The following is a 23121-nucleotide window of genomic DNA, read 5'->3' as shown; positions in this document are numbered from 1 at the left end:
TGTGTTGCGCTTCCTCTAAAGTTTCAAGGCGTGACGCATATTTACCACATGGAGAGGTACCGAAGCGGTCATAACGGGGCGGTCTTGAAAACCGTTAGGGGGCAACTCCACATGGGTTCGAATCCCATCCTCTCCGCCATTATACAATGAATACATAAGCTATCCGTTCTGCTGTGGCAGCTGCGGGTAGCTTTTTTGCATTTGTTAAAGATATAAAATTACCGCTAAATATGCTCTGGCTTCTTTGAATTACGTCGATAGATGTTTTTCTTATATCTTCAGGTCGCTTCGTGCATAAATGATGCTCCTTTGCCGCACGTTAACAATGCGGAGGAGGTGTTGCAAATGAACAGAGAGCTGCAAATAGACCAGCAGCAGCTGGTGGAGGCATGGCAGGAGCGCTTGCCGACCTTGATCGGTCCTGGAGATAAAGCGTGGGTGTCCGCAGACGAAGCAGACCCCAAAGCGCTGCGTATTCACATTGAAGTGGAAGGAAGACAGATGTACTCTTTTGATTTTGCTTGTGCCTATGTGGACTCCCGGGAAGTTAAGGTCAACCTGGTGGATGTGGAAAGCGAAGGGCGGACCGTTGATGAGCGGTCGGACATCATACAGCAGCTGGCTGACGACTACACAAGGCATATCCATCAATGCGCTCAGGCGCTGCAGCAGCTAACGCACGCATGATTGGAGCATGACCGGAGATTTTAGGCTATTTCTGACAGGGGTGATCTTAGTGAGCAGATCGAAAAAGGGAATGGACAAAAATTTATCCAACGTCGTTGAAAGCCTGGATAAGCGTCCCGTAAACAGCCATCAGGCTCAGCAGCTTGAGCAGGACCGGAATGACCGCCGGCACCAGGATGCTCTGAACCATGATGCAACAGAAGATATGAACCCGACCCATATGTGAGCAAGGTCAAACCCAGGCACCAGATTGACGCAAAGGAGACGGGAATCATGAGCAAGCCGAAAAGCATACCGGTACCTGAAGCACAGGAGGCTCAGCACCGTGACCGGGATCATGACCGGGGGATGCAGGAGCCGTTGTCCGGGTCTAAAAAAGTCAAAAACCGCAATCATGTCGACCACCATAATCCGGAAGGGTCCTAGGTCATCTGAAGGCGGAGCCATATGTAGTCAGCGTCTTAGTCATAGACTAAGGCGTTTTTTTGGTTCCGGTTATTCGATAAATTTACCAAAAAGTGTTTCAAAAACATACAACTTACGTTATCATGTAAGATGTGTGCATTCTTTATCTTTAATGTGCATCGGGGTTAAACAACGAGGGGAGAGAAAGAGTAATGAGTAAAAGAATTGCAGCCTTGACGCTGACCATGATTCTTGTACTGACGGTCGCGCTCGTGGGCTGCAGCAAGAAGATGGAGCCGAAGGAAGCGGCCACAGCAGCAGCAACACAATCAACAACAATGACGTCTTACGCAATGACCAGCAAATTTACGATTAATGACTTGTCTATGACATCCTCTGACGGACAAAGCGATCCGGACTTTGAAACAGCCGCCAACCTGCTGAAAAATGCGGAAATTACACTGGATGGCGTATATCAAAAGGATCCGATGCAGACAGAATTGACACTCGGCATTCATTTAAAGGGCGATATGTCCATGGACTTTACCATTCCTATGATCGCAACTAAGGATAAAATGTATGTGAAAGTTCCAAAGATCCCGTTCTATCCGATACCGGATACGGTTGTGGGTAAATTCCTGGAGCTCGACCCGGCTGAACTGGCCAAAGAGTCCGGCACCGAATTTAATGCGGGAATGATGGATCAGGCTAAAGCCCAGAAGTTCTCCAATGAAGTGATGAATGCTATTCTGGCTGAATATGCCGATTCCTATTTTGCCGATATCGATCCGAAAAATGCAGGACTGCCTGAAGGTGTAGACGCCAAACAGGTGGTTCAATTCAAAGTAACCAATGACAACTTCCAGGAGGCTGCAACGACATTTATCAACAAGGCGCTTCCTAAAGTTCTGGATATTATGTCCAAAGAAGAATATGCCGATATGCTGCAGGTGGAGAAATCCGAAATTGACAAATTCAAATCCGAGCTGGCATCGAACAGCGGCGACGTAGCCAAGGATCTGGAAGAAGCGAAAAAGTATCTGAAGGTAAATCAGTTTGATGTGAATACGGCGATCAACAAGGATAACTTCCCGGTATATCAAAGTCTGAATGCCAATCTTGATTTTAATGATCCGGACACCAAACAAAATGTTAAGCTTTCTGTGTCCGGCAGCGGTCAGTACTCTAAAATCAATGAGAAGCAAACCTTTGCAATTGGCATCCCTTCCGGCGATCAGGTGATTACCATGGATCAGCTACAGGAGGAAATGTCCAAAATCGGATTTTAATGCAAAAGAATAAGCAGTAAAAACCCAACAAGGAACCATCCGGCCTCGCAAAGTCCGGGTGGTTCCTTGTTTTTCAGAGCTGCGGCATTTCAGGCTTCCTGCAAAATGTCCTCTGCAAGGAGCGCATACCTGCGGTGGTCCTGCCATTCCCCATTGATGCAAAGCATTTTGCGGGCGACGCCTTCCTCCTGAAAGCCCGCTTTCTCCAATACCCGCTGAGAGCCTTTATTGTGCAGAAGAGTGGCCGCCTGCAGCCGGTGCAGACCCACCCCCTTGAAAGAATATTGAACGATCAGCTTGACCGCTGCGGTCATATGCCCCTTCCCCTGCTCGCTCTGTGCCATCATATAACCGACATCGGCATATTGAGCAACTCCACGTACAATGTTGGAAACAGCGATCGTGCCGATAAGACGGTCATCTTCCATAGTAAATATTCCAAATTGGCAGCCGTTCCCGCTTTCCTCGCTTTGGATACGCTGCATCAGAAACTGCTGCTGGCCGGCCAGCGTAAAGAAGCTTTCCTCCCGCAAAGGCTCAAAAGGAGCGAGATATTCCTTGTTGGCGCACCGAAGCTCAAGCAGCGTTGGAGCATCCTCCATGCGAAGGAGACGAAGAAAAATACCCTGCGAGTGGTTATATAGCTTTAAAGACATAATAAGTCCCTTCTTTTCTGTGAGTTATTCATTTTCTGCGCAGCTTGCGGAAGAAATCAGTCAGCAAAGTCGCGCATTGCGGCTGCAAAACCCCCTGAATGACTTCGGTGCGATGATTGAAACGGGGTTCCTGCAGCAGATTCATTAATGTTCCGGCACAGCCAGCCTTTGGGTCGGGGGTTCCATAGATCACCGTTGGAATACGGGATTGAACAATAGCGCCCGCACACATCGGGCAGGGCTCAAGTGTTACATATAGACGGCAATCAAGCAGCCTCCATGCGCCTAGGCTTTCACTCGCCTGCTTGATGGCAATAATTTCGGCATGGGCCGTTGCGTCGCTGGTGGTTTCACGCAGATTGTAACCGCGGCCAATAATTTCGCCGTTTTTTACAATAACAGCCCCGATGGGGACTTCACCGATAGCTTCCGCTTTATTCGCTTCCAAAATGGCCTGGTTCATCCAGTATTCATGCTGCTCGTCTGTCACTGGGAATGGGGCTCCTTTCGATCATTGAATTATCCAGCGAACAGGCATTCCGTTGTTAACATGATGTGCACAAATCTGTGGATAACTACATAGTTATACACATGGTTATACACAATATGTGCAGAATTCTGTGTATTTGTGGATAGATTGTGGACTAGTTATATTGTAGGCAAACCCCATAAAAATAACAACCGCTGTCTGCGTTCAATCTTGAAATAGAGGACTCCTCATGGATACGATTATTCTTTTCAAAAGGACAGGCAACGGGGTATGATGGAATTATCATGCCAGGAATCGCCAAAATCCTCTAAGTAGGTGACGAATAGTTTGTCTATAAAACAAAAACTAATGATGATTATGTCGGTTTTTGTCCTGGTCATTTTATTGTTAAATTTGGTACTCAATTATTATACGGTAGGTAACAGCCTTAAAAGGGACAGCCAGTCGAAGATGCTGCTCGCAGCCAGGCAAATTGAAGGTTCAGTGGAACGGAACCGGTCGATTTCAGAGAAAATACGGAGGCAGGCGGAATATAATCTGCTAATGGCCGCAAGAATGGCCGCTCTGCAATTGAACAAGGATTACAGAACAATTACGAGGGAGGACCTGGAGCAAGCAAGCCGGATGACGGATATTGTCCACATATCCATCGTTGTGCGGGAAGAAGGCGGCTTTAAGACAGTAGAATCTTTCGATCCCCGTGAGAGGGGGGCGGGAGAAATGCTTACCGGTACAGCGGCAGAAGCAGCTGAAGATCTTCTGTCAGGAAGTCAGACCCACGCTTCCGCACAGTTCGGAACTGGAACTGGAACGTTCTGGTCCTCCCCGACGAACGATTCAACTAAAGATCATGCTTATTTTGAAAAATGGGGCATGTACGCTGACCACCAGCGGAACTATATTATTAAAGTTTCTTTCCGTCACTCAGCCGTACAGCAGCTTGAGGCCGGGCCAAGTCTTGAGGACACGCTGAAGCAGATCCTCAAGACCGATCCGCGTTATTTGGAGATCACCGGTATAGCCCCCGCTGCATCCAGCTCCTCCGTTCGGACGGAAACCGTCGCCAAGAATGCCGACAGCCCCGGGAGTTTCGACACGATTCTGTTCGGTACCTATGCGCTAAACCAATGGGAAGAAGACAGTGCTGCCGTCGAGAAAGCGATCCGTACGGGGGACAGTGTCATGCTTGACAGCCGTGTACAGGAGAAGAAGGTCCTTAAGAGTTTTATGCCCTTTTATCCGGAGGGGCGCGATCCCTACGTCATTCGTATTGTGATGGATTACCAAAATATCTCCTCATTGATACAAGAGCTGTTATTCAGCTCTATCATCATTTCGGTCGTCCTGCTGGCTTTGGTCATTTGCGGCATTTATGTGCTTGCAGGTTATTTTACAAGGCCTGTTCAGTCCATATTGGAAAAAGTGAATAAGATGGCATCCGGCGAGTTGGATACACGGCTCAATGTGAAAGGGAACGATGAGCTTGCACAGCTGGGCGGCCGGATTAATGTTATGGCAAATAATCTTAGCCTGTATACCCGGTGGCTGAAGCAGATGTATGAGGAAAACAGGGCTGTTAAGGATCATCTGGAATCGGTCATCAATCAAACGGCGGATGCGATCTGCGTTACCGATACGGAGGACGTTGTTGTCCGGGTTAATAAAGCCTTTGAAGATTTATACGGTTGGGACAAGCAGTCAGTGATCGGGAAGTGCCTGGATTTAATCCCGGAAGAGCTGAAGGGGGAATACGATGAGCAGCGGCAGCGGCTGCTGGAAGGAGAAAGCATTACGTCCACAGAGTCTATTCACCTGCGTCGGGACGGCAGCCGGGTGGAGGTAAGCATCAGCATCTCGCCTATTTATGATGAGGAGAACGGAATCAACGGTTTTATCAGCGTAATCCGGGATATGACGGGCCGGAACCGGATGGAGGAGCTGCTGCGCCGGTCGGAAAAGCTGACCACGGTCGGACAGCTTGCCGCCGGAGTGGCGCATGAAATTCGCAACCCGCTTACGACCCTGCGCGGATTTTTACAATTGCAGCAGCAGACCGGATTGCTGAATCCGAAACATATCGAGCTCATGCTCTCTGAATTGAACCGGATCAATCTGATCGTCGGCGAATTCCTCATTCTGGCCAAGCCACAGGCCGTTCAGTTCCAAAAAACCGATATCCGGTTTATTTTGGGGGATGTCATTTCCCTGCTCGACAGCCAGGCTCATCTGTATGGGGTTGAATTTGAACCTCAGATCACGGACCAGCCGGCGTTGGTCTTCTGTGAGGAAAACCAGCTGAAGCAGGTGTTTATCAATTTGCTCAAAAACGCGATTGAAGCGATGCCGGGCGGGGGGCGCATTTTCATTAAATTGTGCTTGTCCGGGGAAAACGTTAAAATTGTCATCAAGGATGAGGGCACAGGGATGCCTCCCGATGTGCTGGCCAAGCTTGGAGAGCCCTTTTTCACGAAAAAGGCTTCGGGCACCGGGCTCGGACTCATGGTCAGCCAGCGGATTATTCAGAGCCATAATGGGCAGCTGGATATTGAAAGCGAAGAAGGAGAAGGTACGACTGTTACCATTCTTCTGCCTTGGGCAGCTCATGCGGAGAATACCGGAACAGCAGGGGCGCCGGAGGGCGAATTACAGAGCGGGGTGTAAAATCAGTTGCGTATCAACAAATTTATTAGCGAGACGGGATACTGCTCCCGGCGTGAAGCGGACAAGCTGGTGGAGAGCGGCAAGGTCACCATTAACGGGATTGTGGCTGTTTTGGGCAGCCAGGCCGAGGAAGGGGACGATGTTCGTGTTAACGGGCAGCCTCTGGGCAGCAAGGCAACCGGCCATGTATATATAGTGCTGAACAAGCCCGTAGGGATCACCAGTACAACGGAACATCATATTCGGGGCAATATTGTGGATTTTGTCGGTCATAAGGAGCGTATCTTTCCCATAGGCCGTTTGGACAAGGATTCTGAAGGTCTGATTCTGCTTACGAATGACGGTGACATCGTCAACAAAATATTACGCGCTGAGGGCAAGCACGAGAAGGAGTATATTGTAACAGTGGATCGGCCGGTAACACCGTCCTTCCTGCAGGGAATGTCGAGCGGCGTCAAAATTCTGGGCCAGCGTACCTTGCCCTGCGAGGTTACCCGCGTATCCGACAGAGTGTTCCGGATCATTCTGACGGAAGGGAAGAACAGGCAAATCCGGCGCATGTGCGCTGCCTTCGGATATGAAGTAAGACGTCTGCAGCGTATACGCATTATGAATATTCACCTGGGAACGCTTCGTACGGGAGCCTGGCGGGATTTAACGGATCGTGAGAAAGAGGAACTGGGCCGCATGCTGAATTATAAGCTCGTGTAAAATACGGAAAGGGCCGCTGACCATCATGTCAGCGGCCTATCTTATCATACCGCTGTTTTACGAATTACAATGCGGCATCACGTCGATACAAGGTTCACCGTTTTGTTTATAACACTCTTTTTGAATTTGTTTCAGATGAAGGACATATTGCTGGGCAATTTGAGTATAGAAATCTTGATCCTCAGCATGGGCTTCTTTTATTTTATCCGCCAATTTGCAAAGCTCCTTCTGAATTTCCAACTGTCTTTCTGCATTACTTTTCATTGTTCATGTTCCTTTCTTCGAAAATATGCTTTCGAAATTCGGAATGAATCATTTTATATTTCATTTCATTTTATTCTATTAATTTATAGAATGTTCTAGTCAATTTGGACAAACTTGTGTACATGATTTTTAGTAATCTTGGAAGGTGCCGACATGGTAAACGAAAAGCCCTCCGGACTCCCTGCTGGGAGGCGAAAGGGCTTTTTGTAATTTTCTAGTGATTCCCGCCCGAGGTTGCACTGATGACCTGGGTGCCGTTTTGATATTTGCGAATGATGGAAATTTCCACCCGGCGGTTCTTGGCACGGCCGACATTCGTGGAATTGGTGGTGCTTGGACGGTATTCCCCATAACCAATGGCGCTGAATTTCTGCGGATTAAGCTTCTTGTCCAGCAGCAGGATGCGCATGAAGTTCAAGGCACGATCAGCGCTCAGCTCCCAGTTGGAAGGATATTTGCTGTTGGAAATGGGAACATTATCCGTATGTCCTGAAACAATAACATCATAGTCCGGGAATTCGTCCAACAGAGCAGCAATCGCAGTGGCAAGCTTGCGGGCTTCCGGCTTGACGACGGCCTGTCCGGATGCGAACAGGGCATTATCGGATATCGTAATCATTAATTGGGACTGGTTGAGCTTGGTGCTCAGCTGCTCTGTTAACCCGTTTTCTTTAATATATTTATCTATCCGGCGTTTGAGCTTCTCCAGATCTTCCTGCTCGCGGCGGGCAAGCTCCTTCTGGAGCTCGCTGGACGACTTGCTCTTCACGGGGTCCTGCACGGTTTCCCTATTCTTGCCCATATCCACGGAGGGGTTTTCGACCGGGTTGGCGGAGGTGTTATCCAGTACACCACTCCCCCCGCTGAAGGCGGAGCTCATTGACTTTGCCATTTCTTCAAATTTCTTGGCATCCAGCGAGCTCATACCGAACAGAACGATGAACAAGGCGAGCAGCAGGGTCATCAAATCGGAATAAGGAAGCAGCCAGCTCTCGTCCGCATGCTCCTCATGCGGCTCGTGTCTGCCTTTTTTACTCACTGTCGCTCTCTCCCTTCTCGTTGTCGCTCATTTGAGCCCGCTCTGTAGGAGTGAGGAATACGGACAGCTTCTGGCTGATAGCTATGGTGGATACGCCCGATTGAATGGACAGCAGGCCTTCCACCATCATCAGCTTGATATCAACTTCTCTCTTGGACAATCGTTTTAGTTTATTCGACATGGGGTGCCATAATACATAACCCGTAAAGATACCCAGAAGTGTTGCGATGAAGGCGGCGGCGATGGCGTGGGAGAGCTTCTCCATGTCACTGAGATCGGCAAGAGCCGCAATCAGACCGACGACCGCCCCGAGCACCCCCAGTGTCGGAGCATACATGCCAGCTTGGGAAAAGATCTGCGCACCGGCCCGGTGTCTTTCCTCCGTGGCATTGATATCTTCCATAAGAACATCACGCACGAATTCCTGATCATTGCCGTCAATGATCATCCGCATCCCGCTGCGCAGAAAGGCGTCGTCGATCTCTTCCACTTTGGGTTCAAGGGCCAGAAGACCTTCACGACGGGTGATGGACGCCCACTCCATAAAAGTAGTGATCAATTGCTGGCGGTCAGGCAGCTTTTGCTCAGTGAAAATTATTTTGAAAAGCTTGGGTACTCTCTTCATATCCGACATCGGGAAGGCCATGAATACACTGGCGGCTGTGCCTACAAAGATAATCATGTAAGCAGCAGGGTTATTGACCAAATTGACGACAGGCGCCCCTTTGAGGATCATGCCGACAACCAGGGATACGAGCCCGAGTGCAAGTCCTATAATTGTTGAAATTTGCATTGTACACCTCGTCCATGAGAAATTGGTAGAACATCCGGTCGGCCAGGGGACATCCTTGCCCTCCAACGCATTTTGATGAAACGGATTACCATATTTATCGACAAAAGCCCCTTTTTTTTTAAGGGGGATTTCACGGTATAATGAAGACAACTCTGTTTAATGACAATTTTGAGAACATGAATTCAATCTGGAATAAGGAGCGGAGAGTTCGCATGGGTGTTAAGCATGGAAGGGAATATGAGCATATTCTTAAGGAGTTAACGGCTGCAGTAGGGCGTATTCCGGACAGCTACCTTTTTTTTGAAATGGAAGCAGAGGAATGGGAGTGTCTGGGCGGCGAGGAACGTGTCGAGGTTCAGGAGGCGCTGGCCGAGGATCTCTTTTATGCGCTTGGGGAAGAGCCGGTTATTCCGGTCGGCAGCGGAGTCGTCATTCATGACCGGAACCACTACCGGATCGATGTTCTGATCGGAGAAGAGGAGCTGACCTTCGTGTCGCTCGTATAACATAACCATGTGGATTTCTCACCGAAGCCATGGTAATATGAAACACGATATAGGCACTGACCCTAAAGACATCAGGAACGGCTTCCGTATAACGGAGAGGAGTAGGAATTACAATGCCTTTTACATTAGAGGAAATAGAGGCTCATCTGGAGAGGTTGGAGGGCTGGGAGCTTGAAGAGGGACGCTGGATTGTCCGAAAATATGTCTTTTCCAGCTTTATGAGGGGAATCGCATTCGTGGATGAGGTAGCTGGTATTTCGGAAGCATTCAATCACCATCCGTTTATCACCATTGATTACAAGACGGTCACACTGCGTCTTACCTCATGGGATGAAGGCGGGATCACAGCAGTAGATATAAAAGAAGCGCAGCAGTACAATGAAGCGTTCGAGCGAATGCGTTCGGAGGATTAACCCTACAGCCGAATTTAACTTAAGCATAATAAGCGTTTAAATGGAAAAACGCCCTGGTCTAGAGTTAATTACTCTGAATCCGGGGCGTTTGGTATATCGTCTGTACCTTTACCATTTTTGTAGACCATGCAATGAAAAGGCTTCATCCCTTCGGGAGTCTGGCGCTCGTAGGTATCGGTAATCCGAAAGCCTGCCGACCGGTAGGCTTTGATGGCCCGTTTGTTCCAGACGAGGACTTCGAGGTCGATCTCATTTTGCGGCGTACGGCGCCTGGCTTCCTCAGCGATAGCCTTCACAAACTCCGCGCCATGTCCATGACCGCATAGCTCGGGACGCATTCCTAGACCAAGGCGGGTCACCCCTTCCATGGGGAAATACTGGGCAAATCCGCACAGATCGCCTGACTCAGCCAATACGGCGACATATTGGGAGCTTCGCAGCTCCGGGTTGGCGAATTCGATATCGAGAGCCTTCATTTGCTCCCAGGGGAGCCAGCCGTAAATATCATAAGGCGGTTCATATTTCCACTCGCATATGGCAGCCGCCTGCTCTTCACTCATCGGAACGACCTGATAGCTTGTTGATCCGGCGGACATATTCTTTTCCCCCTACACATTACTACTTAAAAATGGTACTCCAGTTAAACCTGTTTGGCAATAAAAACAGCTTCAATTCCAATCGGAATCGAAGCTGCTATTGAAGTTCATATGAATGATGTAATGATTTCTAGTCAAGGGCAACAGATTCGTAAGTGGATGTGCTCATGACACGTTTGGCACCAAGATACCGATTGGCGTAGTAGCTTTCGTTCAAGGAGCTGACGGTAACACCACGCGATGAGGAGGAGTGGGCAAACTTGCCGTCCCCTACAAAGATACCTACATGTGAAACTCCTCTTCCGTTGGTGTTAAAGAATACCAGATCGCCAGGTCGCATTTCATCCCGTGAAACGGAGGTTCCCATATCGAATTGGGAGGAGGATTGGCGTGGAAGATCGAGACCAAGCTTCTCAAATACATAACTTGTAAATCCGGAACAGTCAAATCCGCTCAACGTTGTGCCGCCTGCTCTATAAGAAGTGCCTTTGGCATCCTGGATGATCTGGTCCATTTTAGAGTCCGCATATACGCTTCCTGCGCCGAACGAAAACGCCGAGAAGGCGATTGCTGCACTCATGAGTGCGATGGTTAGCTTCTTCTTCAAAAAAATACAAACCCCTTCCAATGCCTGCGAGGTTAGCTTAAGGGTTCGGTAGAAGGTTCCCCTATGATCCCTCTGTTGCGAGATCAATTCACCCAAAACTGGTTCCCCCGCTTCCCAGGTGCCGGGAATTCGGCTTCACTTAGATATGCACCTTGAAGCGTATGAACAATCATGAATGGTTTGTCTAAAAAGGTTACAACAATAATTACAAAGTTGTTACTATCAGTTCACTGCGACTATTGTAACAAAGGCAGCATGGTTTGGCAAATGTTTCATAGCAAAAAACTTCAAAAAAATAGTCTCTGCAGCAAGCAGAGACATAAAAGATCGAAAACACTATGTTAAGTGTAATTGAATGAACCTATACTTTTGATAAATCAATATATTTTTATTCGCTGAAATGCAGGGGTTGGCATCAATTTACTCCTTGGCGAACGAATCACAGGCCGTATTCCATAAATGATACTGTGCGGACGTATGCCATATTGTAAAAAGTGAAGAAATAAAATGGTAGGTCTGATGCAGAATGAGTGCAAGCAGCCCTGTCCACAGCCAGGCCGAAGCGGTAAAGATAGAGAGCAGGACGATTACGGATGCTCCGAGCAGTGCGGATATTCCGATACCGGGCAGGATTCGCCGCATGCAGCAGGCGAGCGAGAACCACGCGCCCCTCCCACTGATCGTTCCGAACTGCATGTACATCACGCATTGACGGATGAGCCAGGCCAAAACGCCCCATAAAGCGATGTAGGGGAGAAGACGGACGGCAGCCAGGAGCGGCTCGTTCATTGAACCGGACAGAGTCTGCAGCAGACGCGGTATAATCCAGTATCCGGGAAGCAGCAGAAGGCAGATTTCAACCATGTAATATAAAAGGGACGAACGCCAGAACAGACGGATGCCGATGAGAAAGGAGCGCCGCCCCTGTTCTTTCTTCATGTGCAGGCTGTAATACACACCCACCCGGACCAAAGGGGTCAACAGCATGCGCAGCATGATGACCGCAAGCAGAACCCAGAAATACAGATGGACGGAAGAATTTTGCGTCAATGCAATTTGGCTCTCCATCCAGAATAAGGTCTGATTGAGCTCGCTCTGCCCGCTTCCCGGATAACGCAGCAGCAGGGGCACGATCCCCGACTCGGTGTATTTATAGTTGAATACTCCCCAGACAAGACGGTAGATAAACAGCAGAATTACGATGAAAAAGTGCAAGCGGACGAGCGTCCAACCCTCTTTGACAGAATTCATCACCTCGGACACCTCACCATGACAGACTTCCAATCAGAGCTTCAGCCAGCCTGGTCATCCCCAGAAGCCAGCGCGTTTCGGTTTTCTCCGGCAGCTTGGCCAGCAGTGTGTTATTCAGGTGGTTGTTCTCCAGAGGGATCGTATGAAGGGGATCAATGACCACCGAGACTGCAGGGGACCGGCTTTGAATACGGTAGGTTACCTTTTGCTGCTTGCCGTCCCATGTTTTCTGCACGCTGCTTTTATCCTCGAACGTAATCTGTACGGGCACTGCCGGCACGTCGCCACCCTTTTTGGAAACGGTAACGACAGACTCGTACATCCCATTCTCCAGCTTGCGAAGCTGAATGCTGTCCACCGCGAAATCGGCCATCTGGCTGCCGTATACATACTGATTGAAATATTGGGACCATGACCTGCCCGTCAATTTCTCCGCCACTCGCTGAAAATCCTGGGTGGATGGATGCTTGAAGCGGTATTTCCGCACATAGGAACGAAGCAAAGCTTCCATTTTGGCGCTTCCCAGCTGCCGTTCCATGCCAAGCAGCACCAATTTGCCGCGCAGGTAAGCATTTTGCGCATAGTGGCTGGGCGAGCTGTATTTCCATGCTTCACGGGTCAGCGGTTCAGGGGCATAGACCTGTCCAGATTGCAAAGGCGTGTTCGGGATGAGGCCGTATTCCTGTTCCATTAATTTATCCTCCGCATAGGAGGCGAACCCTTCATCGAGCCACGGTTCTTCGAACTCATTGCTGGCCACGATGCCGTAAAAGTATTGATGGGCGATTTCATGCACCACGGTTCGCTCCAGGCTATATCCCGGCGCGGCATCGTCAGCCCCGAAAGCCGTAACTAGCGTCGGATACTCCATTCCGCCGGCGCCGTTTGCATTTTGCGGAGGAACGACGATGGACAAGGTGGAGTAGGGATAGGGCCCGTACCACTTGCTGAAGTTGGACAGTGCGGCTTTGGCTGCATACATATAACGGGCTTTCAGCTCTTTATGAGAGGAGTCCATATACAGCTTGATCTTGACGCCCGGCACCTGCGCGGTGGAGAATGGCTCTTCATAGGTGACAAAATCAGGCGAGGCGGCCCAGGCAAAATCATGCACATCATCTGCATAATACTGATAAATTCTGCGTCCGCCTTTGCTGACCGGAGCCCGTGTAGGAAAGCCAGTGGCAGCTACGATATAGGAATCGGGCACCTGAATGCGCACGCTGTAAATCCCGAAATCGGCATAAAACTCGGAATTGCCGTGGTATTGGTGCAGATTCCATCCCTCTTCCGCACGGCCCCGCCGTCCGGCGGGCTCATAGACGCTGATCTTCGGAAACCATTGCCCAGCCATGACGAAATCACCGGCATACCCCATCCGCGCAAAGACTTTGGGAAGCTTCACTTCAAAGCTCATATACAGGGTGATGCTCTCCCCTCCTTTCACAGGTCTGGGGAGCCTTACCTTCATCAGCGTCTGGTCCGCCGTATTGCCGTCATCGGGCTGAACATACTGGATACGGTGCATCAGTGGAAGCCCGTCCTCTGTCTTCAGGTCTTTCAAAGTGATTGAGCCGTAGCCGTTGGCGGGCATCGTATCATTGCGCAGCTTGCCGCCTGTTTCCTTCATAAACGTTGTTGCCGGTGAAGCGAAGGCATTCGGATACATATGAAAATAAAGCTCATTGACGGGTTTCCGTCCGGGATGCTTCCAGGTGATCGTTTCCTTCCCCTGCAGAGTCGCCCCTTCTTCCAAAGACACATCGATGTGGTATTCCACGACCCGGTTGCTCAGGACCTCAGCCGTGGATTGTGAAGGCAGGGCAGAAGTCTGAGGCACGGAAGAGGACACCGGGGGCTTGGCCTGTTCCGGCGCAGCCGCAGCGGATGGCTGACGGGCGGACACAGCTTCTCCCCCGGACAGGATGGAAAGAACAAGCAGCAGACAGAGAAAGGTTTTGCCGCGCTGTAGCTTCATATTGTTTTGGATACCTCCCGTTGACAAGCATCTACAGCATGTATATGTTTGCTTTCCGGGGATTATTAGTTAAAATAATTTGTAGACGTTAGATGGTCGACAATGATATGGAGGAATAGGTTATGAATCAGAACCAGCCGGACGGCAAGAAGCAAATCGCTTTGAATATTGTAAGCAGCAAAAGCAAACATAAAGGTTTTGGAGCTGGCTCCATCGACCTGAACAACATGTCCCCGGTGATCATCGACCGCGGTGAAGCGAAGATTGATGTCGGAGCCATGCATGCGAAGAGCAAGGTGGAGCGCGGGATCAAATTTTCCCCTAACAAGGAGGACGTGCCTAACGGCCGTCAGGTGTGGGTCGTGTGGGTGGCGGTGGACCGAACGGCGGACAGCCGATTCTACGGCGGCGCGACGGCCTGTGAGATGCTGATTGATGAAGAGGCCAAGCGTGGGTGGAAAATTCTTGCCGACCATGTGAACCGGATGGATTACGCATTGAAGCGCAGATTTATGCTGGATGAGCTGGGCAGTGAAGAGAAAACTGTGCTGAAGAAGCTGCTGATTTCGCATAATGAAGAATGGTGGAACGCTTCTCCTGATGAGTTGAAGCAGGCACTGGAAGGCTGAAGCAATATTTAGAGAGGAGTCCCGGAAGATCTATTGACCTGGGACTCCTCTTTTATGTTCTGAGACGTTTCGGGAACGAACCATTCCTCCGATCGTACTCCTACAGCTCTCCATACCTGCAGTACCAATCCAGCGATGCTTTCTTGGCGGAATTGTAAGCGTGCTTCTCAATAACGAAGCGCCAGGGCTTGCTTGCATACTCCTCGGCATAATCGATGTTGATGCGCGGGCCATGCATAATCCCGAAGTCCGGCACGGATGGCGGCGCGGCTTCCAGCCACAGGGGACCGGACGGCTGGTTCAGCGGAACGCCGTTCAGGCTTTTGTCGATGCGCAGCGCCTTGCACAGCCTGCCGGGCCCACCGCTTAACTCGTATGGCCGCTTCGGCGCTCCGCCTTTGTAGCTTGCCATCAGGGCGGCATCTCTGTCCGTAAGCGGCTCGACGGCACGGATCAAGACAGCTTGTGGATCATCTGCCAGGCCCGTCACGACGTTCAGACAGTGGTACATGCCGTAAATGAGATACACATAAGCGCAGCCACCCGGCTGGAACATCGTCTCCGTTCGGGCGGTTCTGCGGTTCCCATAAGCGTGACTCCCTTTGTCCTCCGCGCCGCCGTAGCTCTCCGTTTCAACGATCCGGCAGCGGATTTCCCCGTCCTCCGTCACTCGCACGAGCGTCTGTCCGAGCAGACGCGGACCGGCCTCCAGCGCAGTCATGGCGTACAAGCTGGGAGTAAGAAGGGCATGCCGCCCGCCGGTTTCTGGATGATCCGCAGCCGCCGCCCGGGAACCCGAGCCCCGCGCTGATTGTTTGTCCATGAATGTTTTCCTCCTGATATACGTTTACTTCATCATAACCTATCGGAGAGAACGATGGGAGATGCCGGTACTGCCCACCCATAGTTTGGCGCTCAAGTCCCCTGATATTCCATGTTTTTGGAAGCGGAATTTGAGCTTTTTTTATTCCCTATGACCAATTGAACCATGATTTGCAGAACGATGATAACGGCCAGACCGTAGAAAGCATAAACGAAGCTGCCCGAGGCATCATGCAGCCAGCCGATTCCCAGCGGCCCAAGAGCCCCCAGAATATAGCCTCCGGATTGGGCCATCGCCGACCAGCTGCTTGCTTCCGAAGCATTGTCCGTCTCATCAATCGGCAGCATCAGAGCAATCGGGAACAGCCCTCCCGCGCCGATTCCCAGGGGGATGGCCACAATCCACGGGCTGACGGACAGATTCAGCATCAATACCCCGATCAATTCCATCAGCGCACAACCGACAAGCCAGAACAAACGTTTCTGGAAACGTTGAACAAACATTGGAATCAATAAAGTCGAAGGCAATGAAATGATAGTAAACCACGTTTGGATGCTGCCGGCAGTCTCTTTGGTATAACCATGGCTCTGAATCGCAGGCGCAAGCCAGGCAGTCAAGGAATAGAAAATCGCCGACACCAGCCCGAAAAACAACGTCAGCACCCAGGCGCGCATTTTTTTCACGGGAAAAGACGCATCGTTCGCGGCAGCAGTCTGCCCATATTGTCGATTCCTTCGGCCGGTTATCGCCAATGCTAACCAGATTGGCAGGGCAATCACCGCAAGCAGGGCCCACACCGCCAGCGACCCTCTCCACGAGCCTCCCAATGCATTTTGCAGTGGCACGGACAGGCCGACGCTAAAGCTGGCCCCGACAGCCATAGCTGTAGAATAAATCCCTACCATAGAAGCAACGCGGGCCGGGAAATACTGCTTAATAAAGCTGGACAGCAGCGGTCCGGCAAGCGCAATACCTACACCGGCCAGGAATGCCGTGAACATTTCGCAGCCCACCTTGAGCCAGCAGATACGGGCACTGGAGGATGAACTGGGAGTACCCTTGTTCGACCGGGTCGGCAAAAAAACAGTGCTCACACAAGCCGGAGCATTGTTCCTGGAGCACTGTGTACAGATGGTTCGCCACTTGCAGAATACCAAAGACGCCATGGCTGAACTCCGTAATGATCAGCGTGGGGAGCTGGTGATCGGTGTTCTTCCGTCCGATTTGGACTACCGGATCAGCCAATTGCTTGTCGATTTTCATGCCATTTTTCCCAAAGTGAAATTAAAGCTTGTATCTTCTGTTTACGTATTGAATCAAGTGTTGGAGAACGAAGCGGACATCGGGATCTGGCTGACTTCCGCTCCGGACGAACGCCTTGTCCGTATTCCTTTGTGCAGCGAAGAATATGTGCTGGTCGTTTCCAGGAACCACGATTGGGCAGACCGTGACTATATTGGGATCGAGGAACTCCGTCATATCGAGACGGTAATGTTCCCCGAAGGATTCACAGGCAGAGAATTGGTTGACGGCTACTGTCGGAAATATGGTTTCACATTGAATACCATCATGGAGACCAGCTCTGCCACCTCTATTATTAGTCTTGTAAAGGCTAACATTGGTGGGACCGTCATGCCTTATCCAATCATAGAAGCGATGAATGAACCGGCATTACGCTGCATTCGGATTAAGGACGATCCTCCATACCGGAACCTGGAAATTATTCATCGAGCCGACCGCTTCCTCACCCAATCTGCCAAAGCGTTTATCCAGAAATCCATAGACTATTTTAATCATGGCTGAGGTCAGGTCGGTCTCCTCAGTCCATCAACCAGCGCTTGAAATCAGCCCACCAGGATCTTTTCTCCTCCCGGTCGTTCGCCTGTAAGCCGTCCTGCAGCATTTCCTTATTCTCCGGTTTCGCGCTTCCTCCTTGCCCTGGGCAGGCTTCCTTGGGCTCAGTCCCTTTCACGAACACCTCCAGACGCTGGCTGGGACAGTCGGAGGACGAGAGCTTGCCGGAGTCCGGATCGATGTATACACTGACGACGCCTTCCGGGATGGGGAATATTTTAGGGGGCACATTCTCCAGCGCTTTCTCCGTATATTCGGCGAAAATGGGAGCCGCACGGTGGGCGTCTGTGGCCGTGATGCTCTTGCCCTTGTCATAGCCGACCCATACGGCGGTCGTCAGCTCGGGCGTAAAGCCGATCATCCAGGCATCGGTGTCGGTGGTGCCGCTCTTGCCCGCCACCGGTCGCTTCATCAGATCGGCCACGCGGCTGCCGGTGCCGCCTTCCTCGAACACGCCCTCCATCAGGCGGGTGAGCACATAAGCGGACGCTGGTTTGACGACCTGTTTGCCGGAAGGCTTGGGAGCCTCGTATATTATGCGTCCTCCCGCATCGGTAATGCGGAGGATGGCCGTCGGCTGCACCTGAACGCCGCCTCCGCCGATGACCGAGTAGGCGGCAGCCATTTCGAACGGGCTGACTGGCGAGACCCCCAGCGCGAGTGACGGGACCGACTCCAGCTTGCTTGTAATGCCCATGCTGTGAGCCGTGGATATGACCTTTTCCGTACCGATTTTCAATATCGTATTTACCGCATAAATATTGTCCGAGGCCGCGATGGCGCGTCTCATGTCGATCTCCCCGAGATACTTGTCCCCGAAGTTGCGCGGCTGGTACGTTTTCCGGTCATCGTCATACCGGAAAAGCGTAGGTCGGCTCTCGAACATCGACAGGCTTGTCATCTCGCCGGAATCCAGCGCGGTCAGGTACATGATCGGCTTGAAGGATGATCCGGGCTGGCGGGTAGCGGCAAACACGTGGTTATATTGATTTTCCACATAGTTTCTCCCGCCGATCATGGCCTTGATATACCCGGTGCGGGGGTCCATGGAGATGAGGGCCGTTTCCAGTCCGCTGCTGCCCTTCAGCCCCTTGCTTACCGCCTGCTCCGCCGCCTGCTGCATACGCATATCAAGCGTGGTATAAATGCTCAGGCCACCATGTTCAAGCAGCTTCTCGTCAATTCCCAACTGCTCCACAGCCAGTTTCCGGATATAATCGCGGAAATAAGGGGCCGCCTCCACGCTTCTTCGTTCGCTCTCGGGTTTGATCGCAAGAATTTGCTCGTAAGCGGCGTCCGCCTCGGCAGCCGTGATGCTGCCTGTCTCAACCATGGAGTCCAGCACAATTTTCTGCCGGTTTTTGGCATTCTTCATATGGTTGTATGGCGAATAGTAGGTGGGCCCCTTGGGGATGCCTGCGAGCAGAGCGCTTTCCGCCAGGCTCAGCTTGTCTGCCGATTTGCCGAAATACATTTGCGCAGCCGCTTCAATCCCGTATGCGCCGTGCCCGTAATAGACTTCGTTAAGATACATTCCCAGAATTTCATCCTTGCTGTACTTCATTTCAAGCTGGGCGGTATAAAAAGCTTCTTTGGCCTTGCGCGTCCAGGTCCGTTCATGCGAGAGATACAGATTGCGTGCAAGCTGCTGGGTCAGCGTGCTTGCGCCCTGCGCCATTTTCCAATGCTCCAGGTTCACAAGCGCCGCTCTGGCCATGCCTTTAAAATCAAAGCCGGGATGGCTGTAAAACTTGCGGTCCTCCACGGCCAGCGTGGCGTCGATCACATCCTTGGAGATGGCGTTTAGCGGCACGGGGATTGAATTCTTGCCCCCAGCCGAGAAGGTGGCAATCACCTGCCCCTCGCTGTCGAGCAGCCGGGAATTACGATCCGTATCCGCTAAGGGAAGGCTTGTGCCGTATAAGTAGACAAGCAGCCCCGCGGCCGCGATCAGCCCGATCAGGGCGGTAACAAAAGCTATTTTAATGAACAAAAAGAATCCATGTCCTCTGCTTGGTGAATTGGGCCGCATCCCGCTCATTTGATCACCTTCTTCACACTTATTGACTACCCATTATTGATTACTCATTATTGTCAATCCCCCGGGGTCTATTCAAACAGAACCGGATTCGTAACGGGAAATTCAGGGGTTTTTACGAAAAATAGCAGATGTCATCCCCTTCGGCAGGGTAAATTAAATACAGGAAAGTTTCAATAAAAACATGTTTTGCAGTCCCGATGGGGGTAACTTATAATGCAAGACGTGTGCAAGCGTCCAGGCGATGGGATAAAGTCCTGACACGAATTCGACGGGAAAGAAGGTAGAACGATGGAATTGTGGTTTACGGAGAAGCAGACTTCCTCTTTCGGCATCACGGCCAAAATTAAACAGACCTATGTAAATGAAAAAACGGAATTTCAGGATCTTGCCATGGTGGAGACCGAAGAATTCGGCAACATGCTCGTGCTGGACGGCATGGTCATGACCACGGTAAAAGATGAATTCGTCTACCATGAAATGGTGGCCCATCCGGCGCTCAACACTCACCCGAACCCGAAAAGGGTACTGGTCGTCGGCGGCGGGGACGGCGGCGTCATCCGCGAGGTCATCAAGCATCCTGAAGTGGAGAAGGCTGTTCTGGTGGAAATTGATGGTGAAGTCATTGAATACTCCAAAAAGTACCTGCCTGAAATTGCCGGCAAGCTGGATGAGCCTAACGTAGAGGTGCTGGTTAATGACGGGTACATGCATATTCTTGAGCATAAAAATGAGTATGACGTGATTATGGTCGATTCCACCGAACCGGTCGGTCCGGCCGCCCCGCTCTTCGAGAGAGGCTTCTATCAGGGCATTTACGAAGCGCTGAAGGATGACGGGATATTTATCGCCCAAACGGACAACCCGTGGTTCAAGGCTGATCTGATCCGGAAGGTAAACAAAGACGTAAAGGAAATCTTCCCGATTGTGCGCGTTTATGGCGCCAACATTCCGACCTACCCGAGTGGATTGTGGACCTTCACGCTGGGCAGCAAGAAGTATGATCCGCTCGAAGTGGATGAAACGCAAATTCCTGAAATGGATACGAAATACTACAGCCCGCGCCTGCACAAAGCGGCGTTTGTTCTGCCCAAGTTCGTGGAAGATCTGACCAAATAAAGATGTTACCGGTTTACGCAGCAGCGAATTGATCCATCACGCAAACCCTGACCCTGCCCGCGACGCCAGGCGAATCCTGCTGCTTCGGCAAGGCGGGGTTTTTTACTGTTTGAATTGAATTGCGGCGGGGAACTGGCTATAGTAGTACAGTAGGAATGCATAGAATGGGAGCCGAAAAGACGATGTCGCAGCATACACCGGTCCGCATCCGTCTGCACAGCCGCCATGGCGGGGAGAACGTCGTGCAGGAGCTTCCCGCGGAAGCGACGATTCGCGGCGGCAGCCTGTACGTCAGGTATGAAGATCCGCAGGAGGGGCCGCAGGGCGGAAAGACACGGACCACCGTTAAAATCGGGAAGGACGAGCTTAAACTGATCCGTCACGGAGACATTCAGTCCGAGCAGACCTTCAAGCAGGGCAGCAAGCTGCCCGGGTTTTACCGTTCGCCATACATGAACTTCATGATGTCGAACGATACCGGAAAGCTGGACATCCGGCTGGATGGCCTCTCCGGTCATGTGGAGTGGGCATATGATCTGTATGTATATGAAGAGTTTTCCGGACATTTCGCGATCAGTTTGTTGATACAGGAGGAGCAAGAATCATGACGAGCAACCCGCTTGAACAGGTGAATCAGAAAGTAAAAGAAGCCATTGAAGCCGCCATTCTGGCGGCAGGCATCGTAAGCCGGGAGGAGCTGCCGGCTGTAGCGCTTGAGGTTCCGAAGGATAAGGCGCACGGTGACCTGGCTACCAACGCAGCGATGCAGCTGACACGCATCGCGAAGAAGAATCCGCGCCAAATCGCGGAGCAAATTATCGAACATATGGATCTGGTGTCCGCTTCTATTGAAGGAGCCGAAATCGCCGGTCCTGGATTTATCAATTTCAGACTGAACAAGAGATACCTGTATCCGGTGATCGGCCGTGTGCTGGAGCAGGGAGACGGCTACGGTCGCACACAGGACGGGGCAGGCAAGAAGGTGCAGGTTGAGTTTGTCAGCGCCAACCCGACAGGCAGCCTGCACCTCGGGCATGCGCGCGGCGCCGCTGTCGGCGATTCGCTTTGCAATGTGCTTGATTTCGCCGGCTACCAGGTTACACGTGAATACTACATTAATGATGCCGGCAATCAGATCTACAACATGAGCCGTTCCATTGAGGCCCGTTATCTGCAGCAGCTTGGCCAGCAGGCGGAAATGCCGGAAGACGGCTACCACGGCGAGGATATTATCGGTTTCGCCAAGGAGCTTGTAGAAGAGAAAGGCGACTCTCTGCTGTCCATGAACCCGGGAGACCGGGCGGCTTTTTTCCGCGAATACGGGCTGAAGAAAGAGCTGGACAAGATCAAGCGGGATCTTGAGCGCTTCCGGGTTCCGTTCGATTCCTGGTTCAGCGAAACCTCCCTGTACGAGAACGGGGAAGTGCTCAAGGCGCTGAATGAGCTGCGCGACCGTAATGAGGTGTACGAGAAGGAAGGAGCAACCTGGCTCAACACGACGAAGTACGGGGATGACAAGGATCGGGTGCTCATCAAGAACGACGGCACCTATACCTACTTGACGCCGGATATCGCTTACCATCGTGACAAATACGCACGCGGGTACGACATTATTATCAACATCTGGGGTGCAGACCATCACGGATATATTCCGCGCATGAAGGCTGCTATGGAGGCGCTCGGTAATGACCCGGACAAGCTTAAAGTGCTCATTGCCCAAATGGTGAGCCTGTTCCAGAACGGGGAAAAAGTAAAAATGTCCAAGCGTACCGGCAAAGCCGTTACGATGGAGGATCTGATGGAGGAAGTGGGCGTTGACGCGATCCGCTACTTCTTCACGATGCGCAGCATGGACTCGCATCTTGATTTTGATATGGATTTGGCGATCTCCACATCCAACGAAAACCCTGTTTTCTATGTGCAGTATGCGCATGCCCGCGTATGCAGCGTGTTCCGTCAGGCGGAGGAGCAGGGCATCAACGTTCTGCCGCTGTCGGAAGTGAACCTGTCCAGACTGAATGCCGAGCATGAGTATGACCTGCTCCGCAAAATCGGCGAACTGCCGGACGAAGTGTCCACGGCGGCTGCGTCCTATGCCCCGCACCGCATGATTCGTTACGTATACGAGCTGGCGTCCATGTTCCACAGCTATTACAAGGCTGAGCGTGTCATTACGGAGGATACGGAACAGACGCAGGCCCGGCTGGCCCTTCTGGCTGCTGTCCGTACGGTGATTGCCAATGCGCTGAGACTCGTTGGTGTAACTGCGCCGGAGCGCATGTAACAGAGCAGACGGATTACACAAATCAGAT

25 protein-coding genes, 1 tRNA gene and 1 riboswitch are annotated in these 23121 nt (G+C 51.3%); of the genes, 14 read left to right on the top strand and 12 right to left on the bottom strand.

All coding sequences use genetic code 11. The features are described 5' to 3' along the window. The first annotated feature begins 50 nt into the window (after positions 1 to 50). The 5 genes from ACI1P2_RS28715 to ACI1P2_RS28695 all read left to right on the top strand — a co-directional run bounded on the left by ACI1P2_RS28715 (position 51) and on the right by ACI1P2_RS28695 (position 2381). A tRNA-Ser gene (locus ACI1P2_RS28715) sits at positions 51 to 139 on the top strand. Positions 140 to 345: 206 nt separating this feature from the next. After that, positions 346 to 687 carry a hypothetical protein gene (locus ACI1P2_RS28710; RefSeq protein WP_355326539.1) on the top strand — a complete coding sequence of 114 codons (342 nt, stop codon included), beginning with the start codon at positions 346 to 348 and terminating at the stop codon, positions 685 to 687. 49 nt (positions 688 to 736) lie between these two features. Further along, a complete protein-coding gene (locus ACI1P2_RS28705; RefSeq protein WP_355326536.1) occupies positions 737 to 913 on the top strand; it encodes a hypothetical protein in 177 nt (58 codons plus the stop codon). Between the two features lie 47 nt (positions 914 to 960). Continuing rightward, a complete protein-coding gene (locus ACI1P2_RS28700; RefSeq protein WP_355326533.1) occupies positions 961 to 1113 on the top strand; it encodes a small acid-soluble spore protein P in 153 nt (50 codons plus the stop codon). Between the two features lie 191 nt (positions 1114 to 1304). Next, positions 1305 to 2381, top strand: coding sequence for a hypothetical protein (locus ACI1P2_RS28695; RefSeq protein WP_355326530.1), 1077 nt, complete (start codon positions 1305 to 1307; stop codon positions 2379 to 2381). Between the two features lie 89 nt (positions 2382 to 2470). On the opposite strand, the gene ACI1P2_RS28690 is transcribed toward ACI1P2_RS28695, so the two are convergent. Together ACI1P2_RS28690 and tadA are read right to left on the bottom strand one after the other, a co-directional pair. Further along, a complete protein-coding gene (locus ACI1P2_RS28690; RefSeq protein WP_355326527.1) occupies positions 2471 to 3037 on the bottom strand; it encodes a GNAT family N-acetyltransferase in 567 nt (188 codons plus the stop codon). A 28-nt stretch (positions 3038 to 3065) separates the two neighbouring features. Continuing rightward, entirely contained in the window at positions 3066 to 3527 is a 462-nt protein-coding gene (gene tadA / locus ACI1P2_RS28685) for a tRNA adenosine(34) deaminase TadA (RefSeq protein WP_408976372.1), read from the bottom strand. A 327-nt stretch (positions 3528 to 3854) separates the two neighbouring features. Between tadA and ACI1P2_RS28680 the strand changes: the two genes are divergently transcribed. Continuing rightward, positions 3855 to 6188 carry an ATP-binding protein gene (locus tag ACI1P2_RS28680; RefSeq protein ID WP_355326524.1) on the top strand — a complete coding sequence of 778 codons (2334 nt, stop codon included), beginning with the start codon at positions 3855 to 3857 and terminating at the stop codon, positions 6186 to 6188. 6 nt (positions 6189 to 6194) lie between these two features. Further along, positions 6195 to 6899, top strand: a complete 705-nt coding sequence (gene rluF, locus ACI1P2_RS28675; protein ID WP_355326521.1) for a 23S rRNA pseudouridine(2604) synthase RluF — start codon at positions 6195 to 6197, stop codon at positions 6897 to 6899. Between the two features lie 57 nt (positions 6900 to 6956). Here the strand turns inward: rluF and ACI1P2_RS28670 are convergent, their stop codons facing one another. The 3 genes from ACI1P2_RS28670 to motA form a co-directional block, all read right to left on the bottom strand. Beyond that, positions 6957 to 7163 (bottom strand): hypothetical protein, encoded by a 207-nt coding sequence (locus ACI1P2_RS28670; protein ID WP_355326518.1) that lies wholly within the window; start codon positions 7161 to 7163, stop codon positions 6957 to 6959. Between the two features lie 214 nt (positions 7164 to 7377). Then, on the bottom strand, positions 7378 to 8202 hold the full coding sequence (gene motB, locus ACI1P2_RS28665; RefSeq protein ID WP_355326515.1) for a flagellar motor protein MotB: 825 nt from the start codon (positions 8200 to 8202) through the stop codon (positions 7378 to 7380). Next, positions 8195 to 8995 carry a flagellar motor stator protein MotA gene (motA, locus tag ACI1P2_RS28660; protein ID WP_355326512.1) on the bottom strand — a complete coding sequence of 267 codons (801 nt, stop codon included), beginning with the start codon at positions 8993 to 8995 and terminating at the stop codon, positions 8195 to 8197. Before motA ends, motB begins: the two co-directional genes overlap by 8 nt. 212 nt (positions 8996 to 9207) lie before the next feature. Between motA and ACI1P2_RS28655 the strand changes: the two genes are divergently transcribed. After that, positions 9208 to 9501, top strand: a complete 294-nt coding sequence (locus ACI1P2_RS28655) for a hypothetical protein (RefSeq protein WP_355326565.1) — start codon at positions 9208 to 9210, stop codon at positions 9499 to 9501. A 113-nt stretch (positions 9502 to 9614) separates the two neighbouring features. Next, positions 9615 to 9914: a 4a-hydroxytetrahydrobiopterin dehydratase gene (locus ACI1P2_RS28650; RefSeq protein WP_355326509.1), complete on the top strand. Its 300-nt coding sequence runs from the start codon at positions 9615 to 9617 to the stop codon at positions 9912 to 9914. A 68-nt stretch (positions 9915 to 9982) separates the two neighbouring features. On the opposite strand, the gene ACI1P2_RS28645 is transcribed toward ACI1P2_RS28650, so the two are convergent. The 4 genes from ACI1P2_RS28645 to ACI1P2_RS28630 form a co-directional block, all read right to left on the bottom strand. Beyond that, a complete protein-coding gene (locus ACI1P2_RS28645; RefSeq protein ID WP_355326506.1) occupies positions 9983 to 10510 on the bottom strand; it encodes a GNAT family N-acetyltransferase in 528 nt (175 codons plus the stop codon). Positions 10511 to 10640: 130 nt separating this feature from the next. Then, the gene (locus ACI1P2_RS28640; RefSeq protein ID WP_355326503.1) at positions 10641 to 11117 is read right to left on the bottom strand and encodes a C40 family peptidase; all 477 of its coding nucleotides are present in this window, start codon (positions 11115 to 11117) and stop codon (positions 10641 to 10643) included. A 6-nt stretch (positions 11118 to 11123) separates the two neighbouring features. Then, a riboswitch (cyclic di-AMP (ydaO/yuaA leader) is annotated at positions 11124 to 11262 on the bottom strand. 275 nt (positions 11263 to 11537) lie between these two features. Continuing rightward, complete coding sequence (locus ACI1P2_RS28635; RefSeq protein ID WP_355326500.1) at positions 11538 to 12368, bottom strand: hypothetical protein; 831 nt, start codon at positions 12366 to 12368, stop codon at positions 11538 to 11540. A 13-nt stretch (positions 12369 to 12381) separates the two neighbouring features. Further along, on the bottom strand, positions 12382 to 14346 hold the full coding sequence (locus tag ACI1P2_RS28630; protein ID WP_355326497.1) for a M1 family metallopeptidase: 1965 nt from the start codon (positions 14344 to 14346) through the stop codon (positions 12382 to 12384). A gap of 122 nt (positions 14347 to 14468) precedes the next feature. Here ACI1P2_RS28630 and ACI1P2_RS28625 point away from each other — a divergent pair, with 122 nt between their 5' ends. Beyond that, positions 14469 to 14975, top strand: coding sequence for a YwhD family protein (locus ACI1P2_RS28625; protein ID WP_355326494.1), 507 nt, complete (start codon positions 14469 to 14471; stop codon positions 14973 to 14975). Between the two features lie 100 nt (positions 14976 to 15075). Here the strand turns inward: ACI1P2_RS28625 and ACI1P2_RS28620 are convergent, their stop codons facing one another. Both ACI1P2_RS28620 and ACI1P2_RS28615 read right to left on the bottom strand, forming a co-directional pair. Continuing rightward, on the bottom strand, positions 15076 to 15798 hold the full coding sequence (locus ACI1P2_RS28620) for a DNA-3-methyladenine glycosylase (RefSeq protein WP_355326491.1): 723 nt from the start codon (positions 15796 to 15798) through the stop codon (positions 15076 to 15078). Between the two features lie 92 nt (positions 15799 to 15890). Next, positions 15891 to 16799: an MFS transporter gene (locus tag ACI1P2_RS28615; RefSeq protein ID WP_355326488.1), complete on the bottom strand. Its 909-nt coding sequence runs from the start codon at positions 16797 to 16799 to the stop codon at positions 15891 to 15893. On the opposite strand from ACI1P2_RS28615, the gene ACI1P2_RS28610 reads away from it, so the two are divergent. Then, the gene (locus tag ACI1P2_RS28610; RefSeq protein ID WP_355326485.1) at positions 16792 to 17601 is read left to right on the top strand and encodes a LysR family transcriptional regulator; all 810 of its coding nucleotides are present in this window, start codon (positions 16792 to 16794) and stop codon (positions 17599 to 17601) included. The two genes, ACI1P2_RS28615 and ACI1P2_RS28610, sit on opposite strands and share 8 nt — an antisense overlap. 16 nt (positions 17602 to 17617) lie before the next feature. Here the strand turns inward: ACI1P2_RS28610 and ACI1P2_RS28605 are convergent, their stop codons facing one another. Then, the gene (locus ACI1P2_RS28605; RefSeq protein ID WP_408976371.1) at positions 17618 to 19693 is read right to left on the bottom strand and encodes a transglycosylase domain-containing protein; all 2076 of its coding nucleotides are present in this window, start codon (positions 19691 to 19693) and stop codon (positions 17618 to 17620) included. Positions 19694 to 19981: 288 nt separating this feature from the next. On the opposite strand from ACI1P2_RS28605, the gene speE reads away from it, so the two are divergent. From speE to argS, 3 genes are all read left to right on the top strand, one after another. Beyond that, complete coding sequence (gene speE, locus ACI1P2_RS28600) at positions 19982 to 20809, top strand: polyamine aminopropyltransferase (protein ID WP_355326482.1); 828 nt, start codon at positions 19982 to 19984, stop codon at positions 20807 to 20809. Between the two features lie 182 nt (positions 20810 to 20991). Continuing rightward, positions 20992 to 21417, top strand: a complete 426-nt coding sequence (locus tag ACI1P2_RS28595) for a YwiB family protein (protein ID WP_355326559.1) — start codon at positions 20992 to 20994, stop codon at positions 21415 to 21417. Further along, a complete protein-coding gene (gene argS, locus ACI1P2_RS28590) occupies positions 21414 to 23093 on the top strand; it encodes an arginine--tRNA ligase (RefSeq protein WP_355326479.1) in 1680 nt (559 codons plus the stop codon). Before ACI1P2_RS28595 ends, argS begins: the two co-directional genes overlap by 4 nt. The last annotated feature ends 28 nt before the right edge of the window (positions 23094 to 23121 follow it).

It is taken from the genome of Paenibacillus jiangxiensis, assembly GCF_046098255.1.
Lineage (GTDB): Bacteria > Bacillota > Bacilli > Paenibacillales > Paenibacillaceae > Paenibacillus > Paenibacillus jiagnxiensis.
This window is presented reverse-complemented; position numbering and strand designations above follow the sequence as displayed.

Coding starts and splice junctions, on each gene's coding strand:
- ACI1P2_RS28690 (WP_355326527.1), bottom strand. CDS start 3,037: ATGTCTTTAAAGCTATATAACCACTCGCAGGGTATTTTTCTTCGTCTC.
- ACI1P2_RS28625 (WP_355326494.1), top strand. CDS start 14,469: ATGAATCAGAACCAGCCGGACGGCAAGAAGCAAATCGCTTTGAATATT.
- ACI1P2_RS28615 (WP_355326488.1), bottom strand. CDS start 16,799: ATGTTCACGGCATTCCTGGCCGGTGTAGGTATTGCGCTTGCCGGACCG.
- speE (WP_355326482.1), top strand. CDS start 19,982: ATGGAATTGTGGTTTACGGAGAAGCAGACTTCCTCTTTCGGCATCACG.
- motA (WP_355326512.1), bottom strand. CDS start 8,995: ATGCAAATTTCAACAATTATAGGACTTGCACTCGGGCTCGTATCCCTG.
- ACI1P2_RS28635 (WP_355326500.1), bottom strand. CDS start 12,368: ATGAATTCTGTCAAAGAGGGTTGGACGCTCGTCCGCTTGCACTTTTTC.
- ACI1P2_RS28620 (WP_355326491.1), bottom strand. CDS start 15,798: ATGGACAAACAATCAGCGCGGGGCTCGGGTTCCCGGGCGGCGGCTGCG.
- ACI1P2_RS28710 (WP_355326539.1), top strand. CDS start 346: ATGAACAGAGAGCTGCAAATAGACCAGCAGCAGCTGGTGGAGGCATGG.
- ACI1P2_RS28695 (WP_355326530.1), top strand. CDS start 1,305: ATGAGTAAAAGAATTGCAGCCTTGACGCTGACCATGATTCTTGTACTG.
- ACI1P2_RS28595 (WP_355326559.1), top strand. CDS start 20,992: ATGTCGCAGCATACACCGGTCCGCATCCGTCTGCACAGCCGCCATGGC.
- ACI1P2_RS28605 (WP_408976371.1), bottom strand. CDS start 19,693: ATGAGCGGGATGCGGCCCAATTCACCAAGCAGAGGACATGGATTCTTT.
- ACI1P2_RS28655 (WP_355326565.1), top strand. CDS start 9,208: ATGGGTGTTAAGCATGGAAGGGAATATGAGCATATTCTTAAGGAGTTA.
- ACI1P2_RS28700 (WP_355326533.1), top strand. CDS start 961: ATGAGCAAGCCGAAAAGCATACCGGTACCTGAAGCACAGGAGGCTCAG.
- ACI1P2_RS28650 (WP_355326509.1), top strand. CDS start 9,615: ATGCCTTTTACATTAGAGGAAATAGAGGCTCATCTGGAGAGGTTGGAG.
- argS (WP_355326479.1), top strand. CDS start 21,414: ATGACGAGCAACCCGCTTGAACAGGTGAATCAGAAAGTAAAAGAAGCC.
- ACI1P2_RS28645 (WP_355326506.1), bottom strand. CDS start 10,510: ATGTCCGCCGGATCAACAAGCTATCAGGTCGTTCCGATGAGTGAAGAG.
- ACI1P2_RS28630 (WP_355326497.1), bottom strand. CDS start 14,346: ATGAAGCTACAGCGCGGCAAAACCTTTCTCTGTCTGCTGCTTGTTCTT.
- ACI1P2_RS28670 (WP_355326518.1), bottom strand. CDS start 7,163: ATGAAAAGTAATGCAGAAAGACAGTTGGAAATTCAGAAGGAGCTTTGC.